Source organism: Latilactobacillus graminis DSM 20719 (assembly GCF_001436415.1).
GTDB lineage: Bacteria > Bacillota > Bacilli > Lactobacillales > Lactobacillaceae > Latilactobacillus > Latilactobacillus graminis.
In genome coordinates, this window is the sequence record NZ_AYZB01000003.1 from 180986 (window position 1) to 203697 (window position 22712).

Below are 22712 nucleotides of genomic sequence, written 5' to 3' on the forward strand. Positions count from 1 at the left end.
ATAATTAATCGTTTGTTGTTTCCTCATCCGTTTCAGGATCGAATAGCTCTGCCAAAACTGTTAATAATTTCGCCTTGGCTTCAGAAACGGTTGTATCTGTCATCTGCGTTGCCGCATTGGATAAATGGCCGCCGCCACCTAATTTCTCCATAATCACTTGAACATTCACATCACCTAGACTCCGCGCTGAAATGGCGATCATGCCATCTGGGCGTTTGACAATTACAAACGATGCTTCAATTCCGGATAACGATAACAACGTATCTGCTGCTTGGGCTGCAATGACCGGATCATAGGTCCGATTATCCTCACCCATACACAATGCCATATTAGGCTCAACCATCTCAATCGTTTCGATTAAGTGATTTTTTTGAATATAATTATCAACATTCTCTTTTAGTAAATGTTGGACCATCGCAGCATCCGCCCCCACCGATCGTAAATAGCTGGCTGCATCAAACGTTCGCGTTCCAGTCCGCATTGAAAACGATTGCGTATCAACCGTAATCCCAGCTAACATCGTTGTTGCTTCAAACTTGTTAATGTTAGCAACATTTTGTGGTTGATATTCAAACATCTCCGTCACTAACTCACACGTTGAAGAGGCATATGGTTCAATGTAAACTAGCATTGGATTTTCTGGGAATTCTTCTCCACGCCGATGATGATCGATAACAATCGTCCGCTGTGCGAGCTTCTCATATAACTTGGGCGCCATTGTGATTGATGGCTTAGAGTGATCAACCATCACTAACAAACTATTAGCCGTTGCTTTTTCGAGCGCTTCTTCTGGAGATAGTACTTCCACCGCAATTTCAGGGTACGCTTTAACTTCCTCTAAAAGGCGTTGAATATCCGTATGAATATTATTTTGATCAACGACCACGTAACACTTCTTACCGTTCATTTCGGCAATCCGGCGAATCCCAAATGAAGCCCCCAAGGCATCCATATCTGGACGAATATGGCCCATGACAAAGACTTCATCAACTTGCTTAAAGACTTCTTGTAACGCTTGGGAAATCATTCGTGCGCGAACCCGCGTCCGTTTCTCCATCGGATTGGTCTTGCCTCCATAAAAACGGGCTTGCCCATCACTAGCCTTCACTACTACCTGGTCACCACCTCGACCAAGGGCGAGATCCAAATTACTTTGTGAAGTCGTTGCCAAAACTGATAAGTCAGATTCACCATATGCAAAACCAACACTCAACGTCAGTGGAAAATTTTGTTTAGAGGTCTCTTCACGGATTTCATCTAAAATCTTAAACTTTTCTTTTTCAGCAGCATGTAATGACTTAGCATACGCTAAAACAAAGAAATGATCATCATCAACTCGTTTCAAAAACATTTGAAACTGATTAGCCCAACGTGATAACTCATTAGTGACATAGTTATTTAAATTCGAAACGGACTGATCATCCATTGTCTGTGTAATTTCATCATAGTTATCTAAGAAAACTTGACCAATCGCTACCTGTTCATCTTCGTAACGGTCTTCAATCGCAGCATAACGCGTTATATCTAATAGATACACCACTCCGATATTTTCTTGAATAATGATTTGGAACTGATTATCGCCCCAGTGGACAATTTTAGTTTCATTTGCACCTTCATTTTGTGCAACCAACGCAGCTAATTCCTTATCAACAGCTTTAATCTGTTTTCCTAAAACTTCTTTATCACCAAAATATTGTTGTAAATAAGGATTAGTCCACTGAATCTCGCCGGACTGGTTGTACAGTAAAATCCCAATTGGCATCTTAATTAGGGCCTCTTGTTCCCCCCGTTTAATCCGGTATGACAAATCAGAAACATATTTAGCCGTATTCTCGGTTACCGTTTCAATTGCATACAAAACAGTGATTACCGTCCCAATCAGTAGTACAAATAGAATCAATGCAATCAACCAATCGAGCATTGCCGCAAAAAATAAACTGACAACTGTTAAAGCTAACAGAATCAGTGCAATAATCCGCAAACGCGTATCATCTAAAAACTGTGGTAATTTTAATTGTTTAATTTTATTTTTCATGTAAACTCCTTAATTCTAGATACCATTCTGGGTCACGTTCATCTATTATTGAGTCTATGCAGTTCTTTATAAAAACTTAAAAATCTTACCTTTATTTTAGCACAATTTCCACCTAATTACCGCTATCAGTCGACAATTTAATCCGCCGTTCTACTATTAAAAACACAAAAAAAGACCCGCTAAATATTATCTAGCGAGTCTCCTGGTTAACTGATTAGTCTTCTGTAACGAATGGTAATAAGCCCATAATCCGTGCGCGTTTGATAGCAATTGTCAAACGACGTTGGTTTTTAGCACTTGTACCCGATACCCGACGAGGTAAAATCTTACCACGTTCTGAGATAAAACGTTTCAATAAATCAGTGTCCTTATAGTCGATATATTCGATGTGATTAGCAGCGATAAAATCAACCTTACGACGACGACGGTTGCCGCCTCTTCTTTGTTGAGCCATTGAAAGTTCCTCCTTCCAAAACAGTTTATTTTAGAAAGGTAAATCATCGTCTGAAATATCAATTGCTTGCCCATTATTAGCAAATGGATCCGCTTGAGTGCTATTTGCAGCTGGTGTATTACCCGTTTGTTGAGGGCTGGTAAGTCCAGACTGTTGACTACCATTGCTTTGGTTGCTGTTAAAGTTTTGGTTTGCACCATCACTTTGTCGTTGCTCCGTTGTTGTCCGTGATTCTAACAATGAGAAGTTATCAACGACCACTTCAGTCACGTAAACTCGTTGACCTTGTTGGTTTTCGTAATTTCTCGTTTGTAGACGGCCATCAACTCCGACTAGTGAGCCTTTCTTAGTGAAATTAGCGAAATTTTCCGCTGATTTGCGCCAGATGACACAGTTAATAAAGTCTGCTTCACGATCACCATTGGCATTCGTGAATTGACGGTTCACTGCGATTGAGAAAGTCCCAACAGCAGCCCCACTAGAAGTGTAACGTAAGTCAACATCGCGTGTTAGCCGACCAACGAGTACAACTCGATTAATCATTCTGTCAGCTCCCCTCTATTCAATAATCACAATTCAAAATTAGTCTTCGCGTTTAACGATCATATGACGTAAAATTGCGTCATCAATCTTAGCTAGACGATCAAATTCGTTTAAAGCTTCATCATTATCAGCTAAAACATTTACGATATGGTAAATGCCTTCGTTCTGATTGTTGATTTCATAAGCTAAACGACGTTTTGACCAGTCTTTTGAATCAATCACTTCAGCACCATTGTCTTTTAAGATGCCGTCGTAACGGTTGACAAGAGCTGTTTTACTTTCTTCATCAAGTGTTGTTGAGATGATGTAAGTAATTTCGTATTTTGATTGAGCCATGACTGTTCACCTCCTTATGGACTTTAGGTTCTTACCTGTGTAAGAACAAGGAGTAACTGACTAATAAAAATTAGCCTCACGATTTAGACCCTGTGTCTAAATCACAGATACTCACAAGTTAAAATTCTATCATAACGGCCGTTAAAATACAATCTTAATTAAAAATCGTTGTCACTAACACGCTTGGTAATAGTTGTTACAAATATATTTACGCAGAAACGATTTTTATTTTTTAATTTTCTGAATCTTGGTCATCTGATGCCACTTGATCCGCTTCAGCTCGTGCGAGTAATTCATCAACTTGTGCTAAGCCAGTATCAGTGGTGTCATCTCTTGGCACGGTCGGTGTTTCAGCATCATCTGGTTCAGCTTCAACTTTCGCCATTGTTGCAACCTTCGCTTCGTCATCCACTCGGATTAAACGCACCCCAAGTGTGGCCCGGCCGGTTTGTGAAACGTTAGCGACTTTGAAGCGAATCAAGACGCCAGTATCAGTGATTAAGAGAATATCTTCTTCACCAGTTACCGCAGCAATCCCTGCTAGTGGACCATTCTTTTCAGTAATATTAGCGGTCTTTATTCCTTTACCACCACGACCCTTGATTGGGTAATCGGCAACCGGAGTTCGTTTACCATAGCCTTTTTCAGAAATTACCAAAATTTCTTGACCTGGGATTAATAAATCAGAGCCAACTACATAATCGCCTTCACGTAAACGAATCCCGCGTACACCAGCAGCAGTTCTACCCATTGAACGGACAGCCGTTTCACTAAATGACACGGCATACCCATTATGCGTACCGATGAAAATATTTTGTTGACCATCAGTCATCAAGACATTACTTAATTCATCTGCATCGTGTAAAGTCAAAGCCTTTAACCCATTACTACGGATATTGGCAAATTCAGCAACGGCAGTTCGTTTAACTGTCCCTAAACGGGTAATAAAGAATAAGGATTGTTCTTCTTGAACTTCTTTGCCAATGTTAACAACCGTTTGAACCCGCTCATCCGAATTGATCCCTAACAAATTAATGATTGGAATTCCCTTCGCCGTCCGACCATATTCTGGAATTTCATATCCTTTGGCTCGATAAACCTTCCCAGTATTGGTGAAGAATAAGAGGACTTCATGGGTTGACGTTGAAATTAAATGCTCAATGAAATCGTCATCATGGACGCCCATCCCTTGAATTCCACGACCACCACGATTTTGAACTTTGAATTCACTAGCTGGTAATCGCTTAATATAGCCGTTATGCGTTAAAGCAATCACTACTTCTTCTTCTTCGATTAAATCTTCGTCTTCTAGGCTAAGCACTTCACCAACTAATAATTCAGTCCGGCGTTTATCACCAAACTTGCTCTGCACTTCAAGTAATTCATCGTAAATAATCTTCTTAATGCGTTCTGGTTTAGCTAGAATATCTTTCAAATCAGCAATTAGCGTCATCAAATTATTATATTCATTTTCGACTTTATCGCGTTCCAAACCTGTTAAACGAACTAAACGCATATCCAAGATGGCCTGCGCTTGTTTGTCTGACAAATCATAACGCTCCATCAATAAGACTTTGGCGGCATCGCCTGTGTTTGAGCCACGAATGATCTGAATAATCGCATCGATATGGTCTAACGCAATTCGTAACCCAGCTAAAATGTGCGCCCGTGCTTCGGCCTTCTTCAAATCAAATTCAGTCCGACGACGAATGACTTCTTCTTGGTGCACTAAATAGTGTTCCAAGATTGATTTCAAACTCAACACTTTAGGGGCACCATTAACAATCGCCACCATGTTAAATGAGAATGAGGTTTGTAATGGTGTCAGTTTGTACAAGTTGTTCAAGACGACCGAAGCACTCATATCCCGACGCACATCGATTACGATGCGCATCCCATCACGATCAGATTCATCGTTTAAATCAGTAATCCCCTCAAGTCGTTTGTCACGGGCTAATTCAGCAATCCGTTCGACCAACTTTGCCTTATTAACCATGTATGGAATTTCAGTGACAATAATTCGCTCTTTACCATTTTTTTGAACTTCGACGTCCACTTTTGCACGAAGGGTAATCGTGCCTTTACCGGATTCATATGCATGCCGAATGCCAGACTTTCCCATAACTAGCCCACCTGTTGGAAAATCAGGTCCTGGTAAGGCGTCCATTAAATCAGCGGTCGTGGCATCTGGATTATCCATCAAGATGTGTAAAGCGCTAATGACTTCAGCTAAATTATGCGGTGGAATATTGGTCGTCATCCCGACCGCAATCCCGGTTGCGCCATTGACCAGTAAGTTCGGGAAGCGTGCTGGTAAAACAGCCGGTTCGCGTTCTGACTCATCGTAATTAGGAACATAATCAATCGTGTTTTTATTGATATCACGCAACATTTCGGCTGCCATTTTACTCATCCGGGCTTCGGTATATCGCATTGCGGCAGCTCCATCACCATCGACAGAGCCAAAATTCCCATGACCATCAACTAACATGTAGCGATAACTAAAATCTTGCGCCATTCGCACCATTGCTTCATAAATTGCTGAATCACCATGTGGGTGGTACTTCCCCATAACATCCCCAACAATTCTGGCAGATTTTTTATAAGGTTTTTCAGGTGTTACCCCTAATTCATTCATGCCGTATAAGATCCGGCGTTGAACAGGCTTTAAGCCATCACGAACGTCTGGTAAGGCCCGCGCAACAATGACGCTCATTGCATATTCCAGGAATGATTTGCGCATTGTTTTAGATAAATTGACGTTTTCAATCCGACCATCTTGGCCAATTTCATTTGCCATTAATCGATAAACCCCTCTCAATCAGTCTTTCAATGTATTATTTATGCATCGATGCTCTTTGGATCCATATAAACCGCATTTTCTTCAATAAAAATTCGGCGTGGTTCAACCCGATCACCCATTAACATTTTAAAAATTTGATCCGCTTCTTCAGCATCTTCAATATTGACTCGCAACATCCGCCGATTTTCAGGATCCATGGTTGTTTCCCATAATTGACTCGCATCCATTTCCCCTAACCCTTTATACCGTTGGACTTCAGGTTTAGGACTTGGTTGGAGCGTTCCTAACACTTCTTGTAATTCCTCATCAGAATCAATATAACGCATCATCTTTCCTTGCTTAATCCGATATAAAGGTGGTTGTGCGATATAGACATAGCCAGCTTCGACAATTGGTCGCATGTATCGATAGAATAAGGTTAAAAGAAGCGTCCGGATATGGGCCCCGTCGACATCAGCATCCGTCATAATAATTAATTTGTGATAACGTGCTTTACCAACATCAAATTCTTGACCAAAGCCAGTCCCCATAGCTGTAAATAAGGTCCGAATTTCATCGTTAGCTAAGATTTTTTCCATGCTAGCTTTTTCAACGTTTAAAATTTTGCCCCGAATTGGCAAAATAGCTTGGGTCAAACGTGATCGTCCGGATTTAGCTGAGCCCCCAGCTGAATCCCCTTCGACGATGAATAACTCTGATATCTCTGGGTCTTTACTACTGTTGTCGGCTAACTTACCAGGTAAGTTAGAGATTTCAAGGCCATTTTTCTTACGGGTCACTTCCCGGGCCCGTTTAGCGGCTAATCGTGCTTTGGCTGCCAATGAACCCTTATCAACAATTTGGCGGGCAATTGATGGATTCTCCATCAAGAACTTCGTGAAATGATCTGAAAACATCCGATCGGTTACTGTTCGCGCATCGGCATTGCCTAATTTAGTCTTAGTTTGACCTTCAAATTGTGGATCTGGATGTTTAACCGAAACAACGGCTGTTAAACCTTCACGTACATCTTCCCCAGAAAGATTATTATCATTACCCTTTAAAATATTTTGCTTGGTTGCATAGTCATTGATGACCCGCGTGAGCGCCGTCTTAAAGCCAGATTCATGGGTCCCACCTTCGTAGGTATGAATGTTATTGGCAAAGGTCATCAAGTTCGTCCGATAATCATTCGTATATTGCAAAGCAACTTCCACGGTAATCCCGTTTTGTTCACCTTCAACATAGATTGGTTCGTCTAAAAGTGTCTCTTTTTTATCGTCTAAATATTCAACGTAACTCTTAATCCCACCTTCATAGTGGAATTCAAGTTTTTCATGTGTTTCGGCCCGTTTATCGGTGAACGTTAACTTCAAGCCCTTGTTTAAGAAGGCCAATTCCCGAATTCGCGTCGTTAAAATTTTATCATCATACACAGTTGTCTCAGTGAAGATATCGGCATCCGGTATAAAATGGACTTTGGTCCCATGTTCATGTTCAGGGGCATCCCCAATCATCTTCATTGGTGTCTGCACTTTTCCCCGTTTGAAATCAATGTAGTACCGTTTACCACCTTGGGTAACCACAGCATCTAATTCAGTCGACAAGGCATTAACGACCGAAGCCCCCACACCATGCAACCCACCAGAGACCTTGTAGCCACCACCACCGAATTTACCACCGGCATGTAGGATAGTAAAGACCGTTTCTAAAGCTGATTTGCCGGTCTTAGCTTGAATCCCCACTGGAATCCCACGACCATTATCAGTAACTGTAATACTGTTATCAGGTTCAACCACCACGTTGATTTCCGTTGCAAATCCGGCAAGGGCTTCATCAATCCCATTATCAATAATTTCCCACACCAAATGATGTAAACCTTGAGAGCTGGTTGTCCCAATGTACATCCCTGGCCGTTTACGAACGGCTTCTAGGCCTTCTAACACCTGAATTTGACTGGCATCATAAGATTTTGCGCGTTCTTCTTTTGCTTTCATTTGTGCTTCTGTCGCTTGATTCATTTGATCATCTGCCAAGAAAAAAACCTCCGTTTGATCGTTTTTTGTCTAATTCACTTCTGTTGTGACCATTGCCACTGTCCCGTTTGTCACAGTAAACACTCGTGGAGCACTAATTATCTCTTTTTTAACGTTTTCCAAACTGGTTGTCGTTAGGAATGTCTGCACTTTATTTTGAAACGTCTTTAATAAGTGGGTTTGACGTAAATCGTCAAGCTCAGATAGCACATCGTCCAATAATAAGACTGGATACTCACCAGTTTGTTCCTTCATCAGGTCAATCTCGGCTAACTTCACGCTTAACGCAGTCGTCCGCTGTTGCCCTTGAGAACCAAATGACTGCACATTCTTGCCATTAACCAAAAATGTTACGTCATCACGATGCGGCCCTACTAGGGTCGTCCCCTGCTCAACTTCACGTGATTGCTGGGTTTCATATAACGTTTGAAATTGTTGATATAAACCTTCCGTATCGAGCGCCAATTGGTCGTCTGGAATCTGACTTTGATACCTAAACGTTAAAAGTTCCCGTTCTTTGGTAATCTCTTGATGCAACTTCTGCGCCCATTTTTCCATTTGCTGAAGAAATTCACGACGAGCTATCGTTACTTCAGCCCCATATGCAGCCAATTGGTCGGACAATACCCCTAGATAAATTAAATCCTTAGCCTGACGTCGCTGAAGTTGTTTTAAATACTGATTGCGTTGTTTTAAAATCGATTTGTATTGCGAAATATTATACAGATATTTCGCACTCATCTGCCCAAATTCCATATCGATAAAGTGCCGCCGAACTGCTGGCGAACCTTTTACAATATTTAAATCCTCTGGGGCAAACAAGACCACATTTAATTGTCCAATATATTGAGACAATTTAGCTTGTTCTAAATGATTGACCTTTGCTTTTTTTCCCTTTTGACTAACGATCAACTCCAATGGGGTGTGGCCAGTTTTTCGCTGGACAATGCCGGTAATTCTTGCAAATTCACTATTCCATTGAATCAACTCTCGATCATTATGCGTTCGGTGTGAACGCGCCAAAGCCAAGACATAGATTGCCTCTAACAAGTTCGTTTTACCTTGTGCATTTTCACCAATTAAAACATTGATATCCGGTGAAAAATGGACATCCACTTGCTCGTAATTCCGATAGTGATCAAGTTGGAGTTCACTTAAATACATAGTCGCCTACAGTCTTTCTTGTTTTTTAATAATAAACTGGCCATTATCCGGTACCGTAATAATGTCTTCTGGATATAACTTACGACCACGGCGATCATCAGCCGTTCCATTTACCAAAACCATTGTTTCTTTCAAAAACCACTTTGCCTGCCCACCGGTTTCAATTACACCGGCCTCTTTAAGGAGCTGCCCAAGTGTAATAAACTCAGTTTCAAGGTTAATCTCTTGCGCCATTATTCAACCCACCATTCTTAACGATATTAATTACTGTGCTAATACCGCTCCATTATACCTACGATTATAGACTTTTTTCAGTTTAAATACAAATAGACGTCGCTAAAATGCTTTCTGAGCGTTTTTAAGAACTTTAAGCTTATCCTACTTACTTTAGTTGAAATCGCTGAAACCGAATTTATTTTAATTTTACCGTAAAAAAACACCTCATTTTTTTTGATGAGGTGTTTTTTATAACTTAAAATGTCCGTACTGGCGTAATCAATTGAATATAATGTTCTTGATCTTCACTTGGTACCAAAGTAAATGGTCGTAAGGCAGCTGTAAAATTAATCATGATTGCTGTCTGTCCAAATGAACGTAGCGCATCTTTCATATAATCGGGGTTAAACGAAATTTCGAGGTCTTCACCCGTTAAATTTTCAAATTGCAATGTTTCTTCAACATTCCCGACATCCGGCGAATTACCATAAATAATAGCTGTATTATCCGCTGTATTCAATGTCAAGCGAACAACATTGTTCCGACTTTCATGTGATAACAAAGAAGCTCGTTCAATTGCCGCTAATAAAACAGGTGCGTTAAACTCGATTTGAGTACTTGAAGAAGTGGGGATTAACCGCGCTGTATCAGGATAATTACCTTCGAGTAAACGAGAGTAAAAGGCTAAGTTTCCCGCTTTGAAAAGAACTTGATTTTCAGCAATACGAATTTCAACAGTTTCATCGCCATCTGCTAAGGTTCTTGAAAGTTCAATCAAGCTTTTGCCAGGAATAATCACGTCGTAATTCACGTCACTTGGAACTGAAACCGTTAATTTACGTTGTGCAAGTCGATGACTATCAGTGGCAACGGCCAACATTTCACCTGAATTTAAGACTAAGTGCACCCCCGTTAAGATTGGGCGACTTTCTTGATTTGAAACGGCGATCACTGTTTGCCGAATCAATTGTTTGAGGACATCAGTAGCAATGCTGAAGGGATTTTGATCCGCAATTTCAGGAAGATGCGGATAACTATTGGCATCTAACCCATTAATCGTAAATTCCGATTTACCAGAGCGAATTGTCGTTTGAAAATTATCACCAACTGCAATTGTCATTTGATCTTCCGGCAATTTTTTAGCAATTTCACTAAAGAAACGGGCTGGTAATACAATAGCCCCAGGTTCTTCAACAGTTAACTGATTTTTTTCATCAGTCGTAGCTAGGGTTGCTTCAATTGAAATATCAGCGTCACTCCCAGTTAGCGTTAACCCTTCTTGGGAAAGGACTAATTTTAGGCCCGTCAAAATAGGAATTGTAGTTTTGGCTGAAATGGCACGTTGAACATCATTTAATGTTTTGATGAATTGGGTACGATTAATTGAGAATTTCATGAACGGTAAACCTCCGAAGGAAAATATATATATTATAAAAGAATTTTAAGTAATAGTAGTAGGACCTGTGGAATCTGTGGAAAACAAAGGGAAAGGATAGCACTCTTAGTTTTCCACCTGTGGATAAGTTGAGAGCAAGTCACGGGATAACTTTCAGGGTTATCCACAGGTGAGTTTAATTTTTTAACGTGTTCTTTAAATCTAAAATGGCATCTTTTAAGTTTTGATCATGATCTAGGGCTTGGCTAATTCGTTCGTGTGCATGCATCACAGTGGTGTGATCTTTGCCGCCAAATTCTTGCCCGATTTTTGGTAATGAACTATCCGTCATCTCGCGGGCAAGATACATCGCAATTTGGCGCGGAAGTACAATCTCTTTAACTCGTTTACGCCCCTTTAAATCGGCAATCGATAGGCTGTAGTATTTGGCAACGACTGATTGAATTTTAGCAATCGAGAGTTGGCTGGACTTTCCATTAAGCTTTAGCCCTTTTAATGCATCAGCGGCCAGACTTGTTGTAATTTCGTCATTTTGCATCGTTGCGTAGGCCTGTACGCGAACTAGTGCACCTTCGAGTTCGCGTACGTTGGAATCAATTTGCCCGGCGATATAACTCAAGGTATCCTCAGGAATTTCGAGGTGTTCTGCGTCGGCTTTATTTCGTAAAATCGCAATTCGTGTCTCTAAATCAGGCGGGGTAATATCAACTGGTAAGCCCCATTTAAATCGTGAAACCAGACGTTCTTGGAGCTTTGGAATCTCGTTTGGTAGGCGATCGGAGGTTAAAACGATTTGCTTTTTATCGTTGTAAAGATCATTAAAGGTATGGAAAAATTCTTCCTGGGTACCTTCTTTGTCCGCGAAAAATTGGATATCGTCAACTAATAATAAGTCGACATTTCGATATTCTTGCCGGAATTTTTCTTGATTTTTTGTTTGGATCGAATTAATGAAGTCATTGGCAAAAGCTTCGCTCGTCACATATTTAACGTTGGTGTCTGGTTTAGAGAGTAAGAGCTGGTGACCAATGGCTTGCATTAAATGGGTTTTGCCCAAACCAACGCCACCATATAAGAATAGAGGGTTGTATAAGACCCCAGGTTCTTCTGAAACAACAAGCGCGGCTGCATGTGCCATCTGATTTCCTTTACCAGTCACAAATGTATCAAATGTATATTTACTATTGAGGTGCGTTTCACGTAAAAAAGTTGGGGTTTCGGCTTTGGTTAAACTACGTTCTTCAGCCGGTTTTTTAGTTTGGAGCTCTTGGGCTTGGTCGGGTAATAGAAAAATAGGGGTCAATTCGATTTCTGCGAATTCATAGGCCCCTTCAACCACCTTGGTTGCCAAATTGTGTTCCCAATACTCTTTGTGTAGCGGTGAAGGGACTTCAATCAATATTTCATTGGCTCTAAAAGCGAGTGGTTTGGCGGTTTTAATCCAAGCATTAAAACCAACGGGTGTTAAATCATTTTGGAATACGTCCCGTAAATAGTTCCAAAGTTCCTGAAGATCAGGCATGTAGCGTGTCCTCCTCACGTAAAATAACCACTTTATTGAAAAAGATTCAATAAAGAAAGACTAAATACATTCTAGCATTCTAAAAAAAAGTTTTCCACAACAAGAACAAAATCCACAGTATGAATTGAAAAAGTTGTCCACTTAAACACAATCAGGGGGATAACTTCTGACCGTGTTTGTGGAAAAGTGAAAAATTAGAGTGACTTTACTATTTATCCACAGAAGTGTGTGGGCAACGGAGGTTATAATATCAAAGGCTAACGGAGTTATACACACCTGGTAAATATCTTGTGGATAAGATAGAAACACCCTGTGATTTTCCGGATAAATCGGTAAACTGACTGTGGACGAAAAGCGGGGATTAAATTAATCTGCGTCGTTATCCACAAGGAAACCAAGGATTATCTATTTGTTGAATAAACAGCTTTATGTTGTTTTTTTATGGAAAGTGTTTTAACTTCATATAAAATATGCTATTATATTTTAGTGAATGTCGTAGGTGGTAGTTATCACCCGTTGTTTCTCAAATCTGAAAACAATAGACACAGTCAATTAGGAGGTGCCAGTATAATGACTACAAAAAGAACTTTCCAACCCAAGAAACGCCATAAAGAACGTGTTCATGGTTTTATGAAACGTATGAATACTAAGAACGGTCGCAAGGTACTTGCAAGACGCCGTGCTAAAGGCAGAAAAGTATTATCTGCATAGGCCACTGATGCTTCAGTGGTTTTTTTATTATCTTCAATTAATTAAATGAAATGCCGGAGTGAATTATGAGAAAGTCGTACCGCGTCAAAAAAGAACAGGATTTCCAAACGGTTTTTGAAGCCGGACATTCAGTTGCAAATCGCAATTTTGTGGTGTATCAACTGGATAAACCGGGTCAAAAACATTTCCGAGTGGGCCTGTCCGTAGGTAAAAAAGTGGGTAACGCAGTGATGCGTAATCAAGTTAAACGGTATATTCGCCAGAGCTTGTTGGAGTTGAAACCAGAGTTACCACAGACTGTCGATTTTTTAGTAATCGCCAGACGCGGGGCTAACCAACTAACAATGGCAGAGACCAAAAAAAATCTAATACACGTCTTAAAAATAGCAAAGCTATTAAAGGAAGAAGCAGATTCTGTTTCTGAATAAGTGAGGGATTACAGTGAGTTCAAAAAATCGCAAACGGCTATTATTAGTGGCCAGTTTATTCTTGTTCATGTTAATCGCTGCGGGATGTAGCACATCACCAGTTGACAGTGGAAGTACTGGCTTCTGGGATCATTACGTTATTTATAACTTCTCCCGCTTTATTTTATGGTTAGCCGATATTTTTGGTGGCAGTTACGGTTGGGCAATTGTGGCCTTTACCATCATCATTCGGGTGATTATCTTGCCATTAACATGGTGGCAAAGTAAGAGTATGCTCAAGCAACAAGCAGTCGCCCCAGAAATTCAAGCACTGCAAAAAAAATATGCTTCTAAAGATGCTGAGACCCAACAAAAATTACGTGAAGAGACGCAAAAACTTTATGCAAAAGCGGGCGTCAATCCAGTTGTCGGCTGTCTACCATTAGTCGTGCAAATGCCAGTTTTGATTGCTTTGTACCAAGCTATCTACCGAACGGCTGCTTTAAAGAGTGGTACATTCTTATGGATGCAACTTGGGAAAGCTGATCCTTACTTTATTATGGCTATCTTGGCAGCCATTTTTACGTTTGGAACATCGTATTTAACCATGATGTCGCAGCCAACCAAAAACGCTGCCTCATCAGCGATGCTTTGGGTTATGCCAATCATGATTTTTGTGATGGCGATGAATATTGCCTCGGCAGTTTCAATTTACTGGGTGGTTACGAATGCTTTTTCAGTGGGACAAACACTGGTTATTCAAAATCCCTTTAAGATTCGCCGTGAACGTGAAGCTAAGGAACAAGCAAAACGGGACCGTGAAAAAGCACTTGCTAAGGCCCGGAAAAAAGCAACGAAGAAACGTTAAACATAAAAAGCTGCTTCCCAATAATGGGCAAGCGGCTTTTTATGTTGAATAAGTAATGTGAATTAGTATCAGGAGGTAATTGCCAGAGTCAGGATTTATGAGATTCCGTGGGGTCATTAATCGCACTTTTACGGAATTTTCGTTATAATAAGCGCAATCGTTTAAGAGTGGAGGGCAAACAAATGACCTATTCAGAACAATGGGATTTAGAATCAATTTTTACAGGGGGCATTGATTCACCAGCGTTGACGCAACGTTTAGCAACTATAACGGCGCAAATCACACCATTATTAGCGACGGTGCGGGCATGGCAATATGCAAAAGATCAGCCAAAATTTACGGTGATGACGCAGATTACTGAACAGTTGCAAATGCTAGAGGCTGGGTTGAAACAAACTGATAGTTTCGTTAACATGATCCAGTCAACCGATGAACGTAATCCGCAGGTGATGCCAATGATGGGTCGGATTAATGCATTGGGAAATAGCGTAAATCAGATTGAGGTTGCGCTTACTAAAAAATTAGTTGGGTTAACAGAAGTTGAATTTGCATCATTGGTAGCGACCCCGGCATTGCAAATTATTAAGTTTAATTTAACTGAAAAGCGGACGAGCGGTGCCACATTATTGGATGCAACGACTGAAAAATTAATTAATCAATTTGCATTGGATGGTTTAAAAGGGTGGAGTGACCATTATGATTCGATAGTAGCAGAAGTTCAAGTGCCAGATGGTCAAACGCTATTATCAGCAGGACAAGCACAAAATAAATTCGAATCCGATCCAGACCCCAAAGTACGGCAACGTATTTTTAAGAGTTGGTATCAAACGTGGGAACGCTATTCACCCTTATTAACGGATACTTTAAACCATTTGGCAGGCTTTCGCCTGACTGAATATCAAGCGCATGGAACGACAGATTATTTAAAAAAGCCATTGGAAACTAGCCGTATGCAATCGGCAACTTTAAAAACAATGTGGGCCGTGGTAAGTCAAAATAAGGCACCACTCGTGGCTTTTTTAAAGCGAAAAGCTGCGTTGATGGGCAAGACTCAATTGGCTTGGTATGATACTTGGGCGCCAGTTGTCGTCGGTGATTTTAAACCACAAACCTATACTTATGACGAGGCTGCCGCTTTTATTGTGCAGCAGTTTAAAACTTTTAGTCCGCAAATGGCGGCAGTTGCGCAAAAAGCATTTGAAAATCGGTGGATTGAAGCTGAAGATCGTCCTGGAAAACAACCAGGGGGGTATATGACGGATTTACCGGAAACTAATGATTTTCGGATTTTTATGACGTTTGATGGAACACCAAGTGGGGTGGCAACACTGGCGCATGAGTTGGGCCATGGATTCCATACGATGATGATTAATGACTTACCCAGTTGGCGCCAAGATTATGCAATGAATGTTGCAGAAACAGCTTCGACTTTCGCGGAATTAATTGTCAGTGATGCGACGGTTAAAGCGGCGCAAAGCCCAGCAGCTAAGATTAATTTATTAGATCAAAAAATTACGAATGCGATTGATATGTTTATGAATATCCATGCGCGCTTTTTATTTGAAGAACGTTTTTATGCTGCTCGGCAAAAGAAATTGCAAACAACGGCTGAGTTAAAGGCGCTCATGCTAGTGGCTCAAAAGGAAGCTTACGCAGATGCATTAACCGATTACGACCCGTTGTTTTGGGCAGATAAACAGCATTTCTTCTTCGATGATGTATCATTTTATAATTTCCCATATACATTCGGTTATCTCTTTTCGATGGGAATTTATGCCAAAGCGCAAACAACGCCAGATTTTGAAGCTGATTATATTGCATTATTGCGGGATACAGCTAATATGTCGACCGAAGATCTGGCCCAAAAGCATCTTAGTGTTGATTTGACTCAACCGGCGTTTTGGCAGGCGGCCGCGGATTCAATTGCTGCTGATGTAGCGCAATTTTTAGCATTAACGGAAGGGTATCAAGAATAACGGAGCAGTATTTTTAAATTAGTTTCACATGGTATAATAGACGAGCAACGGTAACTCGGACTAGGTTGAGTTACCAAATTGATCGGAGGTTTTGAAAAATGCCAACATATGAAGGTAGCGATATGCAAGCAGCAATCGCTGAGGGATTAAGGGCCATGCACTTAACGCGTGATGAGGTCACGATTGATGTTTTGGAAGCTGGCAAAAAAGGATTCTTAGGATTTGGTCGGCGCGCTGCGCTTGTTCGACTGACGCCTAACGAACAAGTGGCACCAACTAAGCAACCGACGCAAGTTCACTCGACCCAGGCCCCAAAAACGAAAGAAGCGCCAGTAAGCGGGTCCGCTAAACAGGAATCTGAAGTAGCAATCACGGCAAAATTAATTGCTTATTTAACGGCTATTACGACTCAGATTGGGACACCTGTCAGAATTCAGGTAACACATGATCATCGCAGTTCAACGTATCATTTAAAGACAGATAAACAAGGATTGTTAATTGGTAAACATGGGAAGACAATCAACGCGCTCCAAGATTTAGCGCAAACCTACTATGATCATCATATGAAGGGTAAACAAACAATTATTTTAGAAGTCGGTGATTACCGGCAAAGAAGAGCGGCAATTGTTAACCATCTAGCGGATAAGGCAGCACGGGAAGTTGTTGCAACTGGCAAACCGGTCTTTTTAGAACCGATGCCAGCTTTTGAACGCAAGATTGTGCATGGGCACCTAGCAGCAAATCGTCATGTCAAAACTCATTCAGAGGGCCAAGGTAATCGCCGTGCAGTTGTGGTAGAACCAGGCCGTATATTTTAAGGGTTGTGAATTGACGCTCTAAAAAAAACGTGTATAATGAAATTAATTAAATATTGATAAAGTAGTGAAAGTGCTTTGTCCACCCCTTACGCATTGACGGGAGAGGTGGACGCTAAGCGCTTTTTTTATGCAGCTATTTTAGAAAGGAAGCATTTAAAATGCCAACGACAGTCACAGAATTTGATACGATTACAGCAATTTCAACACCGCCTGGCGAGGGAGCTATTTCAATTGTACGCCTTTCAGGGGATGCTAGTTTAGCGATTATTAAACGCATCTATCAGGGGAAAGACCTTGATAAAGTGGCCAGTCATACGATTAATTATGGGCATATTGTAGATCCTAAAACGGATACAGTTGTCGATGAAGTAATGGTCTCTGTCATGCGAGCGCCCAAAACATTTACCCGCGAAGACGTAATTGAAATTAATTGTCATGGTGGGATTGTCGCGACGAACCGAATTTTACAGTTATTAATGAGTTATGGGGCACGAATGGCTGAACCAGGCGAATTCACGAAGCGCGCTTTTTTAAACGGTCGGATTGATTTAACGCAAGCTGAATCAGTGATGGACTTGATTCGTGCTAAGACTGATCGGGCGATGCAAGTAGCTGTTGATCAGTTAGATGGCAGTTTAACGCACCTGATTAAGAATTTACGTCAAGAAATTTTGGAGGTGCTGGCCCAAGTTGAGGTTAACATCGATTATCCAGAATATGATACAGATGAAATGACGACCCGAATTCTGCTCGAAAAAGCAGAACTAGTTAAGGGTCGGATTGGTGAGCTACTTCAAACTGCTCAACAAGGGCGAGTCTTACGCGAAGGGTTGGCAACAGCCATCGTTGGCCGGCCGAACGTTGGTAAATCGAGCTTATTAAATCATCTGTTACATGAAGATAAGGCAATCGTGACTGATGTTGCCGGAACCACGCGGGATGTTTTAGAAGAATACGTTAACGTCCGCGGGGTACCATTGAAGCTTGTCGATACTGCTGGGATTCATGCTACCGAAGATAAGGTTGAAAAGATTGGGGTCGAAAGAAGTCGTGCGGCAATTACCAAAGCCGACCTGATTTTACTGGTCCTAAACCAAAGCGAACCTTTAACGATTGAAGATCGCGAATTAATTACGGCGACAACCGATAAGAAGCGCATTATTATTTTAAATAAAACTGACTTACCCAACCGGTTAGACTTAAACGAACTTAAAACATTGGTGAACGCAGACGAAATTATTCAAACCTCAATTTTAACGAGTGCAGGGGTGACCGATTTGGAAGCCCAAATCGCCAAACTCTTCTTCGGTGGAATTGAAAATAGTCAAAACACCGTTATGATTACGAATGCGCGGCAAATTGGCTTGTTGAATCAATCACAGCAATCTTTAGATGAAGTTATCAATGGAATTGCAGCTGGGATGCCCGTTGATTTGGTACAAATTGATATGACGAATTGTTGGGATAAACTCGGTGAAATTACCGGTGATTCAGCGCCAGATGAATTGATTACGGAACTTTTTAGCCAATTTTGTTTAGGTAAATAAGACTTGGATCAAAAATAAAAGGAGAACAAAACATGCGAGAATATGATGCAGCGCACTACGATGTGATTGTCGTTGGTGCCGGCCATGCAGGTTCTGAAGCGGCTTTGGCTGCTGCACGAATGGGCCGCGAAACATTACTATTAACGATTAACTTAGATATGGTGGCTTTTATGCCATGTAATCCTTCACTGGGTGGGCCTGCTAAGGGAATTGTAGTCCGTGAAATTGACGCCTTGGGTGGTCAAATGGGTCGTAATATCGATAAAACATACATTCAAATGCGGATGTTGAATACTGGGAAGGGGCCCGCTGTCCGCGCGTTACGCGCCCAAGCTGATAAGCATGCCTACCACCGGACGATGAAACGGACAATTGAAACGACTGAACATTTAACCTTGCGTCAGGGAATTGCTGAATCATTAATCGTCGAAGATGGTGTCTGCAAAGGAATCATCACTAACACTGGTGCTCGTTACAGTGCCGATAGTGTCATCTTAACGGCCGGTACAGCTTCACGAGGCAAGATTATTATCGGCGAATTAACGTATTCATCTGGCCCGAATAATTCAATTCCTTCTATTAAACTTTCTGAAAGTTTAGAAGATAATGGCTTTGTTCTCACACGGTTTAAAACGGGGACCCCGCCACGGGTGGATGGCACAACCATCGATTTTTCAAAGACGGAAGAACAACCTGGTGATCAGGAACCGAACCACTTTAGTTTCGAAACACCAGACAGTGCTTATCTGAAAGATCAATTATCTTGTTGGATGACTTATACTAACGACACAACGCATCAGGTGATTCGCGATAACCTTGACCGCGCCCCAATGTTTACCGGGGTGATTGAAGGGGTGGGCCCACGTTATTGTCCATCAATTGAAGATAAAATCGTCCGCTTCGCGGATAAGCCGCGCCATCAAATTTTCTTGGAACCAGAAGGCCGCGAAACTGAAGAATATTACGTTGGGGACTTTTCAACGTCAATGCCAGAAGAAATTCAACATAAAATGCTCCATTCTATTGCAGGTTTAGAAAATGCTCAGATGATGCGCCCAGGTTATGCGATTGAATACGATGTCGTGGAACCATGGCAGTTAAAACCAACGCTTGAAACAAAAGTCGTTGAAAATCTTTATACAGCTGGACAAATGAACGGAACTTCGGGATATGAAGAAGCTGCTGGACAAGGCTTAATGGCAGGGATTAACGCTGCACTCAAGCAAACAGGTCGTGATCCATTTGTCTTAGACCGTAGCGAGGCGTATATCGGGGTATTGATTGATGATTTGGTTACAAAGGGGACAAATGAACCTTACCGCCTATTAACATCACGTGCGGAATATCGGTTAATGCTCCGTCATGATAATGCTGATCTTCGACTAACCGAAAAAGGGCATGAGTTGGGCTTAATCAATGAGACCCGTTTTGAAAGTTATAAAGTGAAAAAAGCAGCAGTTGAAGCCGAGTTAGCACGTTTGGCAACTATTCGTTTGAAACCAACCGCAGAAATTCAAGCCTTTTTAGCTGCTAAAGGTGAGGCGCCACTTAAAGATGGGGTTTTAGCCAGTGATTTCTTGAAACGACCAGAAGTGAAGTATGCTGATTTAATTCAATTCATTCCAGCAGTTGAAGGGATCGACAACCGGGTTGTGGAACAAGTTGAAATTCAAATCAAATATGCTGGTTACATTGATAAGGAAAAAGCTAAAATTGCGAAGTTAAAACGGATGGAAGCTAAGAAAATTCCAGCCAACATTGATTATGATGCGATTGAAGGGCTTGCCACAGAAGGTCGCCAAAAATTGCAAAAAATTCAACCTGAAACACTTGCCCAAGCAAGTCGAATTGGTGGGGTTAACCCAGCTGATATTGGGATTTTAAGTGTCTATATTCAACAGGGGAAAATTGCTAAGGTTAAATCGGTTGGTTGATAATTAGCTGTTAGATATGGTAGAGTTAGGCATATTGTTGTCAATGGTAGGAGGCCAGCCGTTTCACATGAAACGGTTGGCTTTTTAGAGTCATGGAAGAAAAGTGAGGGAATTAAGTGATAACTGTTAGTGAAATGAGCTTAACGCTTTCTGGGCGTAAGTTATATGAAGATGTCAATTTAAAATTTACACCTGGAAACTGTTACGGCGTAATCGGTGCCAATGGTGCGGGAAAGTCAACTTTTTTGAAATTATTAGAAGGTAAATTACAACCATCATCCGGCCACATCTCAATGGGGCCGAATGAACGGATGTCGAGTTTGAATCAAGACCACTATGCTTTTGAAGAATTTGAAGTATTGGAGACTGTGATTCAAGGTCATAAGAAGTTGTATGAGGTGATGCAAGCCAAAGATGCCCTATATGCTAAAGCTGATTTTACTGAAGAAGATGGGATGCAGGCGGCTGATTTAGAAGCTGAATTTGCGGAAATGAATGGTTGGGATGCTGAATCAGAAGCTGCTCAATTATTGCAAGCTTTAGGAATTGATGAATCTTTGCACCATGTGAAGATGAGCGAATTAATGGAAGGCCAAAAAATTAAAGTATTGCTTGGACAAGCCCTTTTCGGTAAACCAGATATTCTATTACTGGACGAACCAACTAACGGTTTAGACAGTGCCTCAGTTGAATGGCTAGAGAATTTTTTAGCTGATTTCCCGAATATTGTAATTGTAGTTTCCCATGACCGTTACTTTTTAAACCAAGTATGTACGATGATGTGTGATGTGGATTTTGGTCGAATTAAGACGTTTGTCGGTAATTATGATTTTTGGTTGGAATCAAGTAAGTTAGCTTCGAAATTACAATCAAATGTGAATGCCAAAAAAGAGGAACAAATAAAGGAATTGCAAGATTTTATCGCACGGTTTAGTGCTAACGCATCGAAATCAAAGCAAGCAACTTCTCGTAAGAAACAATTAGAAAAGATTACCTTAGAAGATATCCGACCTTCATCACGACAATATCCGTTTATTAAGTTTGATTTTGAACGTGAATTAGGGAACGATTTATTACGTGTTGAGAATGTTTCAAAGACTCTTGACGGGGTTAAAGTATTAGATAACATCAGTTTTTCAGTTAAGCCTGATGAAAAAGCAGCGATTGTTTCGCGAAATGATGTTGCAACAGCCGTTTTAATGCAAATTTTGGCAGGTGAAATTGAACCGGATACAGGCTCAGTAACTTGGGGTGTGACAAGTCAACAATCATACTTACCGCGAGATACAAATTCAGCCTTTAATGATGATCAGCTGATTATTTTAGATTGGCTCCGGCAGTTCGCTGCTAAAGGTGAAGATGATAATACCTTCCTACGTGGTTTCTTAGGAAAGATGCTCTTTTCAGGGGATGAAGTGACAAAAGAGATTAATGTCCTTTCAGGTGGCGAAAAAGTCCGGTGTATCCTATCGAAAATTATGTTGCAAAAATCGAATACATTACTTTTGGATGATCCAACTAACCACTTGGATTTGGAATCAATTACGTCATTGAACGATGCTTTAATCGATTTTAAGGGTGCTTTAATCTTTACATCGCATGATCATCAATTTATTCAAACAATTGCGGATCATATTATTGAAGTGTCAGCTAAGGGTGTTGTAGAACGTGCTGAAACTAATTATGATGAGTTTTTAGCACATTCAGAATTACAAAAACAAGTAGCAAATCTTTACGTTTAATAGAAAAAAGGGGCGCCTAGTTTAACTAGGCGCCCCTTTTTTCTATGCTGTTATAATTAATCGTCAAGCATGATAGAAAATCCTTGCATTAACAGTTTGAGGTTGGTATACTTGTAAAGTTGTCGCGTGAGAAACGATTCAGTCGAATTTGATAGCACTGAACAAATAAAAAGTTTAAAAAAGGCTTGTTATTTAATTCTGTGCATGATAACATATAATACGTTG

18 protein-coding genes are annotated in these 22712 nt (G+C 40.9%); 8 read left to right on the top strand and 10 right to left on the bottom strand.

Annotated elements, in window-relative coordinates; translation table 11 throughout:
* Window positions 1-4 precede the first annotated feature (4 nt).
* From FC90_RS02170 to dnaA, 10 genes are all read right to left on the bottom strand, one after another.
* Window positions 5-2035: a DHH family phosphoesterase gene (locus FC90_RS02170; RefSeq protein WP_057907673.1), complete on the bottom strand. Its 2031-nt coding sequence runs from the start codon at window positions 2033-2035 to the stop codon at window positions 5-7.
* Between the two features lie 214 nt (window positions 2036-2249).
* Complete coding sequence (rpsR, locus tag FC90_RS02175) at window positions 2250-2489, bottom strand: 30S ribosomal protein S18 (RefSeq protein ID WP_004265822.1); 240 nt, start codon at window positions 2487-2489, stop codon at window positions 2250-2252.
* A 30-nt stretch (window positions 2490-2519) separates the two neighbouring features.
* Window positions 2520-3032: a single-stranded DNA-binding protein gene (ssb, locus tag FC90_RS02180; RefSeq protein WP_057907674.1), complete on the bottom strand. Its 513-nt coding sequence runs from the start codon at window positions 3030-3032 to the stop codon at window positions 2520-2522.
* 39 nt (window positions 3033-3071) lie between these two features.
* On the bottom strand, window positions 3072-3368 hold the full coding sequence (rpsF, locus tag FC90_RS02185; protein WP_057907675.1) for a 30S ribosomal protein S6: 297 nt from the start codon (window positions 3366-3368) through the stop codon (window positions 3072-3074).
* Window positions 3369-3600: 232 nt separating this feature from the next.
* On the bottom strand, window positions 3601-6168 hold the full coding sequence (gyrA, locus tag FC90_RS02190) for a DNA gyrase subunit A (RefSeq protein WP_057907676.1): 2568 nt from the start codon (window positions 6166-6168) through the stop codon (window positions 3601-3603).
* Between the two features lie 41 nt (window positions 6169-6209).
* Entirely contained in the window at window positions 6210-8171 is a 1962-nt protein-coding gene (gene gyrB, locus FC90_RS02195; RefSeq protein WP_057907691.1) for a DNA topoisomerase (ATP-hydrolyzing) subunit B, read from the bottom strand.
* Between the two features lie 45 nt (window positions 8172-8216).
* On the bottom strand, window positions 8217-9350 hold the full coding sequence (gene recF, locus FC90_RS02200) for a DNA replication/repair protein RecF (RefSeq protein ID WP_057907677.1): 1134 nt from the start codon (window positions 9348-9350) through the stop codon (window positions 8217-8219).
* A 6-nt stretch (window positions 9351-9356) separates the two neighbouring features.
* On the bottom strand, window positions 9357-9584 hold the full coding sequence (gene yaaA, locus FC90_RS02205) for a S4 domain-containing protein YaaA (protein ID WP_057907678.1): 228 nt from the start codon (window positions 9582-9584) through the stop codon (window positions 9357-9359).
* A gap of 238 nt (window positions 9585-9822) precedes the next feature.
* A complete protein-coding gene (gene dnaN, locus FC90_RS02210) occupies window positions 9823-10962 on the bottom strand; it encodes a DNA polymerase III subunit beta (protein WP_057907679.1) in 1140 nt (379 codons plus the stop codon).
* 175 nt (window positions 10963-11137) lie between these two features.
* Window positions 11138-12484, bottom strand: a complete 1347-nt coding sequence (dnaA, locus tag FC90_RS02215; RefSeq protein WP_057907680.1) for a chromosomal replication initiator protein DnaA — start codon at window positions 12482-12484, stop codon at window positions 11138-11140.
* A gap of 570 nt (window positions 12485-13054) precedes the next feature.
* Here dnaA and rpmH point away from each other — a divergent pair.
* From rpmH to FC90_RS02255, 8 genes are all read left to right on the top strand, one after another.
* Window positions 13055-13195, top strand: coding sequence for a 50S ribosomal protein L34 (gene rpmH / locus FC90_RS02220; RefSeq protein ID WP_004265830.1), 141 nt, complete (start codon window positions 13055-13057; stop codon window positions 13193-13195).
* A gap of 65 nt (window positions 13196-13260) precedes the next feature.
* Window positions 13261-13623 carry a ribonuclease P protein component gene (rnpA, locus tag FC90_RS02225; RefSeq protein WP_057907681.1) on the top strand — a complete coding sequence of 121 codons (363 nt, stop codon included), beginning with the start codon at window positions 13261-13263 and terminating at the stop codon, window positions 13621-13623.
* Between the two features lie 67 nt (window positions 13624-13690).
* Window positions 13691-14470: a membrane protein insertase YidC gene (gene yidC / locus FC90_RS02230; protein ID WP_057907692.1), complete on the top strand. Its 780-nt coding sequence runs from the start codon at window positions 13691-13693 to the stop codon at window positions 14468-14470.
* A gap of 182 nt (window positions 14471-14652) precedes the next feature.
* Window positions 14653-16446, top strand: a complete 1794-nt coding sequence (locus tag FC90_RS02235; RefSeq protein WP_057907682.1) for a M3 family oligoendopeptidase — start codon at window positions 14653-14655, stop codon at window positions 16444-16446.
* 98 nt (window positions 16447-16544) lie between these two features.
* Entirely contained in the window at window positions 16545-17264 is a 720-nt protein-coding gene (jag, locus tag FC90_RS02240; RefSeq protein ID WP_057907683.1) for an RNA-binding cell elongation regulator Jag/EloR, read from the top strand.
* A gap of 158 nt (window positions 17265-17422) precedes the next feature.
* A complete protein-coding gene (gene mnmE / locus FC90_RS02245; protein WP_057907684.1) occupies window positions 17423-18811 on the top strand; it encodes a tRNA uridine-5-carboxymethylaminomethyl(34) synthesis GTPase MnmE in 1389 nt (462 codons plus the stop codon).
* 32 nt (window positions 18812-18843) lie between these two features.
* On the top strand, window positions 18844-20745 hold the full coding sequence (mnmG, locus tag FC90_RS02250; RefSeq protein ID WP_057907685.1) for a tRNA uridine-5-carboxymethylaminomethyl(34) synthesis enzyme MnmG: 1902 nt from the start codon (window positions 18844-18846) through the stop codon (window positions 20743-20745).
* 116 nt (window positions 20746-20861) lie between these two features.
* Entirely contained in the window at window positions 20862-22487 is a 1626-nt protein-coding gene (locus FC90_RS02255) for an ABC-F family ATP-binding cassette domain-containing protein (RefSeq protein WP_057907686.1), read from the top strand.
* The last annotated feature ends 225 nt before the right edge of the window (window positions 22488-22712 follow it).

Excerpts from the sequence above, each read along its gene's own strand:
- FC90_RS02170 (WP_057907673.1), bottom strand. The coding sequence starts at position 2,035 with ATGAAAAATAAAATTAAACAATTAAAATTACCACAGTTTTTAGATGAT.
- rpsR (WP_004265822.1), bottom strand. The coding sequence starts at position 2,489 with ATGGCTCAACAAAGAAGAGGCGGCAACCGTCGTCGTCGTAAGGTTGAT.
- ssb (WP_057907674.1), bottom strand. The coding sequence starts at position 3,032 with ATGATTAATCGAGTTGTACTCGTTGGTCGGCTAACACGCGATGTTGAC.
- rpsF (WP_057907675.1), bottom strand. The coding sequence starts at position 3,368 with ATGGCTCAATCAAAATACGAAATTACTTACATCATCTCAACAACACTT.
- gyrA (WP_057907676.1), bottom strand. The coding sequence starts at position 6,168 with ATGGCAAATGAAATTGGCCAAGATGGTCGGATTGAAAACGTCAATTTA.
- gyrB (WP_057907691.1), bottom strand. The coding sequence starts at position 8,171 with ATGAATCAAGCGACAGAAGCACAAATGAAAGCAAAAGAAGAACGCGCA.
- recF (WP_057907677.1), bottom strand. The coding sequence starts at position 9,350 with ATGTATTTAAGTGAACTCCAACTTGATCACTATCGGAATTACGAGCAA.
- yaaA (WP_057907678.1), bottom strand. The coding sequence starts at position 9,584 with ATGGCGCAAGAGATTAACCTTGAAACTGAGTTTATTACACTTGGGCAG.
- dnaN (WP_057907679.1), bottom strand. The coding sequence starts at position 10,962 with ATGAAATTCTCAATTAATCGTACCCAATTCATCAAAACATTAAATGAT.
- dnaA (WP_057907680.1), bottom strand. The coding sequence starts at position 12,484 with ATGCCTGATCTTCAGGAACTTTGGAACTATTTACGGGACGTATTCCAA.
- rpmH (WP_004265830.1), top strand. The coding sequence starts at position 13,055 with ATGACTACAAAAAGAACTTTCCAACCCAAGAAACGCCATAAAGAACGT.
- rnpA (WP_057907681.1), top strand. The coding sequence starts at position 13,261 with ATGAGAAAGTCGTACCGCGTCAAAAAAGAACAGGATTTCCAAACGGTT.
- yidC (WP_057907692.1), top strand. The coding sequence starts at position 13,691 with ATGTTAATCGCTGCGGGATGTAGCACATCACCAGTTGACAGTGGAAGT.
- FC90_RS02235 (WP_057907682.1), top strand. The coding sequence starts at position 14,653 with ATGACCTATTCAGAACAATGGGATTTAGAATCAATTTTTACAGGGGGC.
- jag (WP_057907683.1), top strand. The coding sequence starts at position 16,545 with ATGCCAACATATGAAGGTAGCGATATGCAAGCAGCAATCGCTGAGGGA.
- mnmE (WP_057907684.1), top strand. The coding sequence starts at position 17,423 with ATGCCAACGACAGTCACAGAATTTGATACGATTACAGCAATTTCAACA.
- mnmG (WP_057907685.1), top strand. The coding sequence starts at position 18,844 with ATGCGAGAATATGATGCAGCGCACTACGATGTGATTGTCGTTGGTGCC.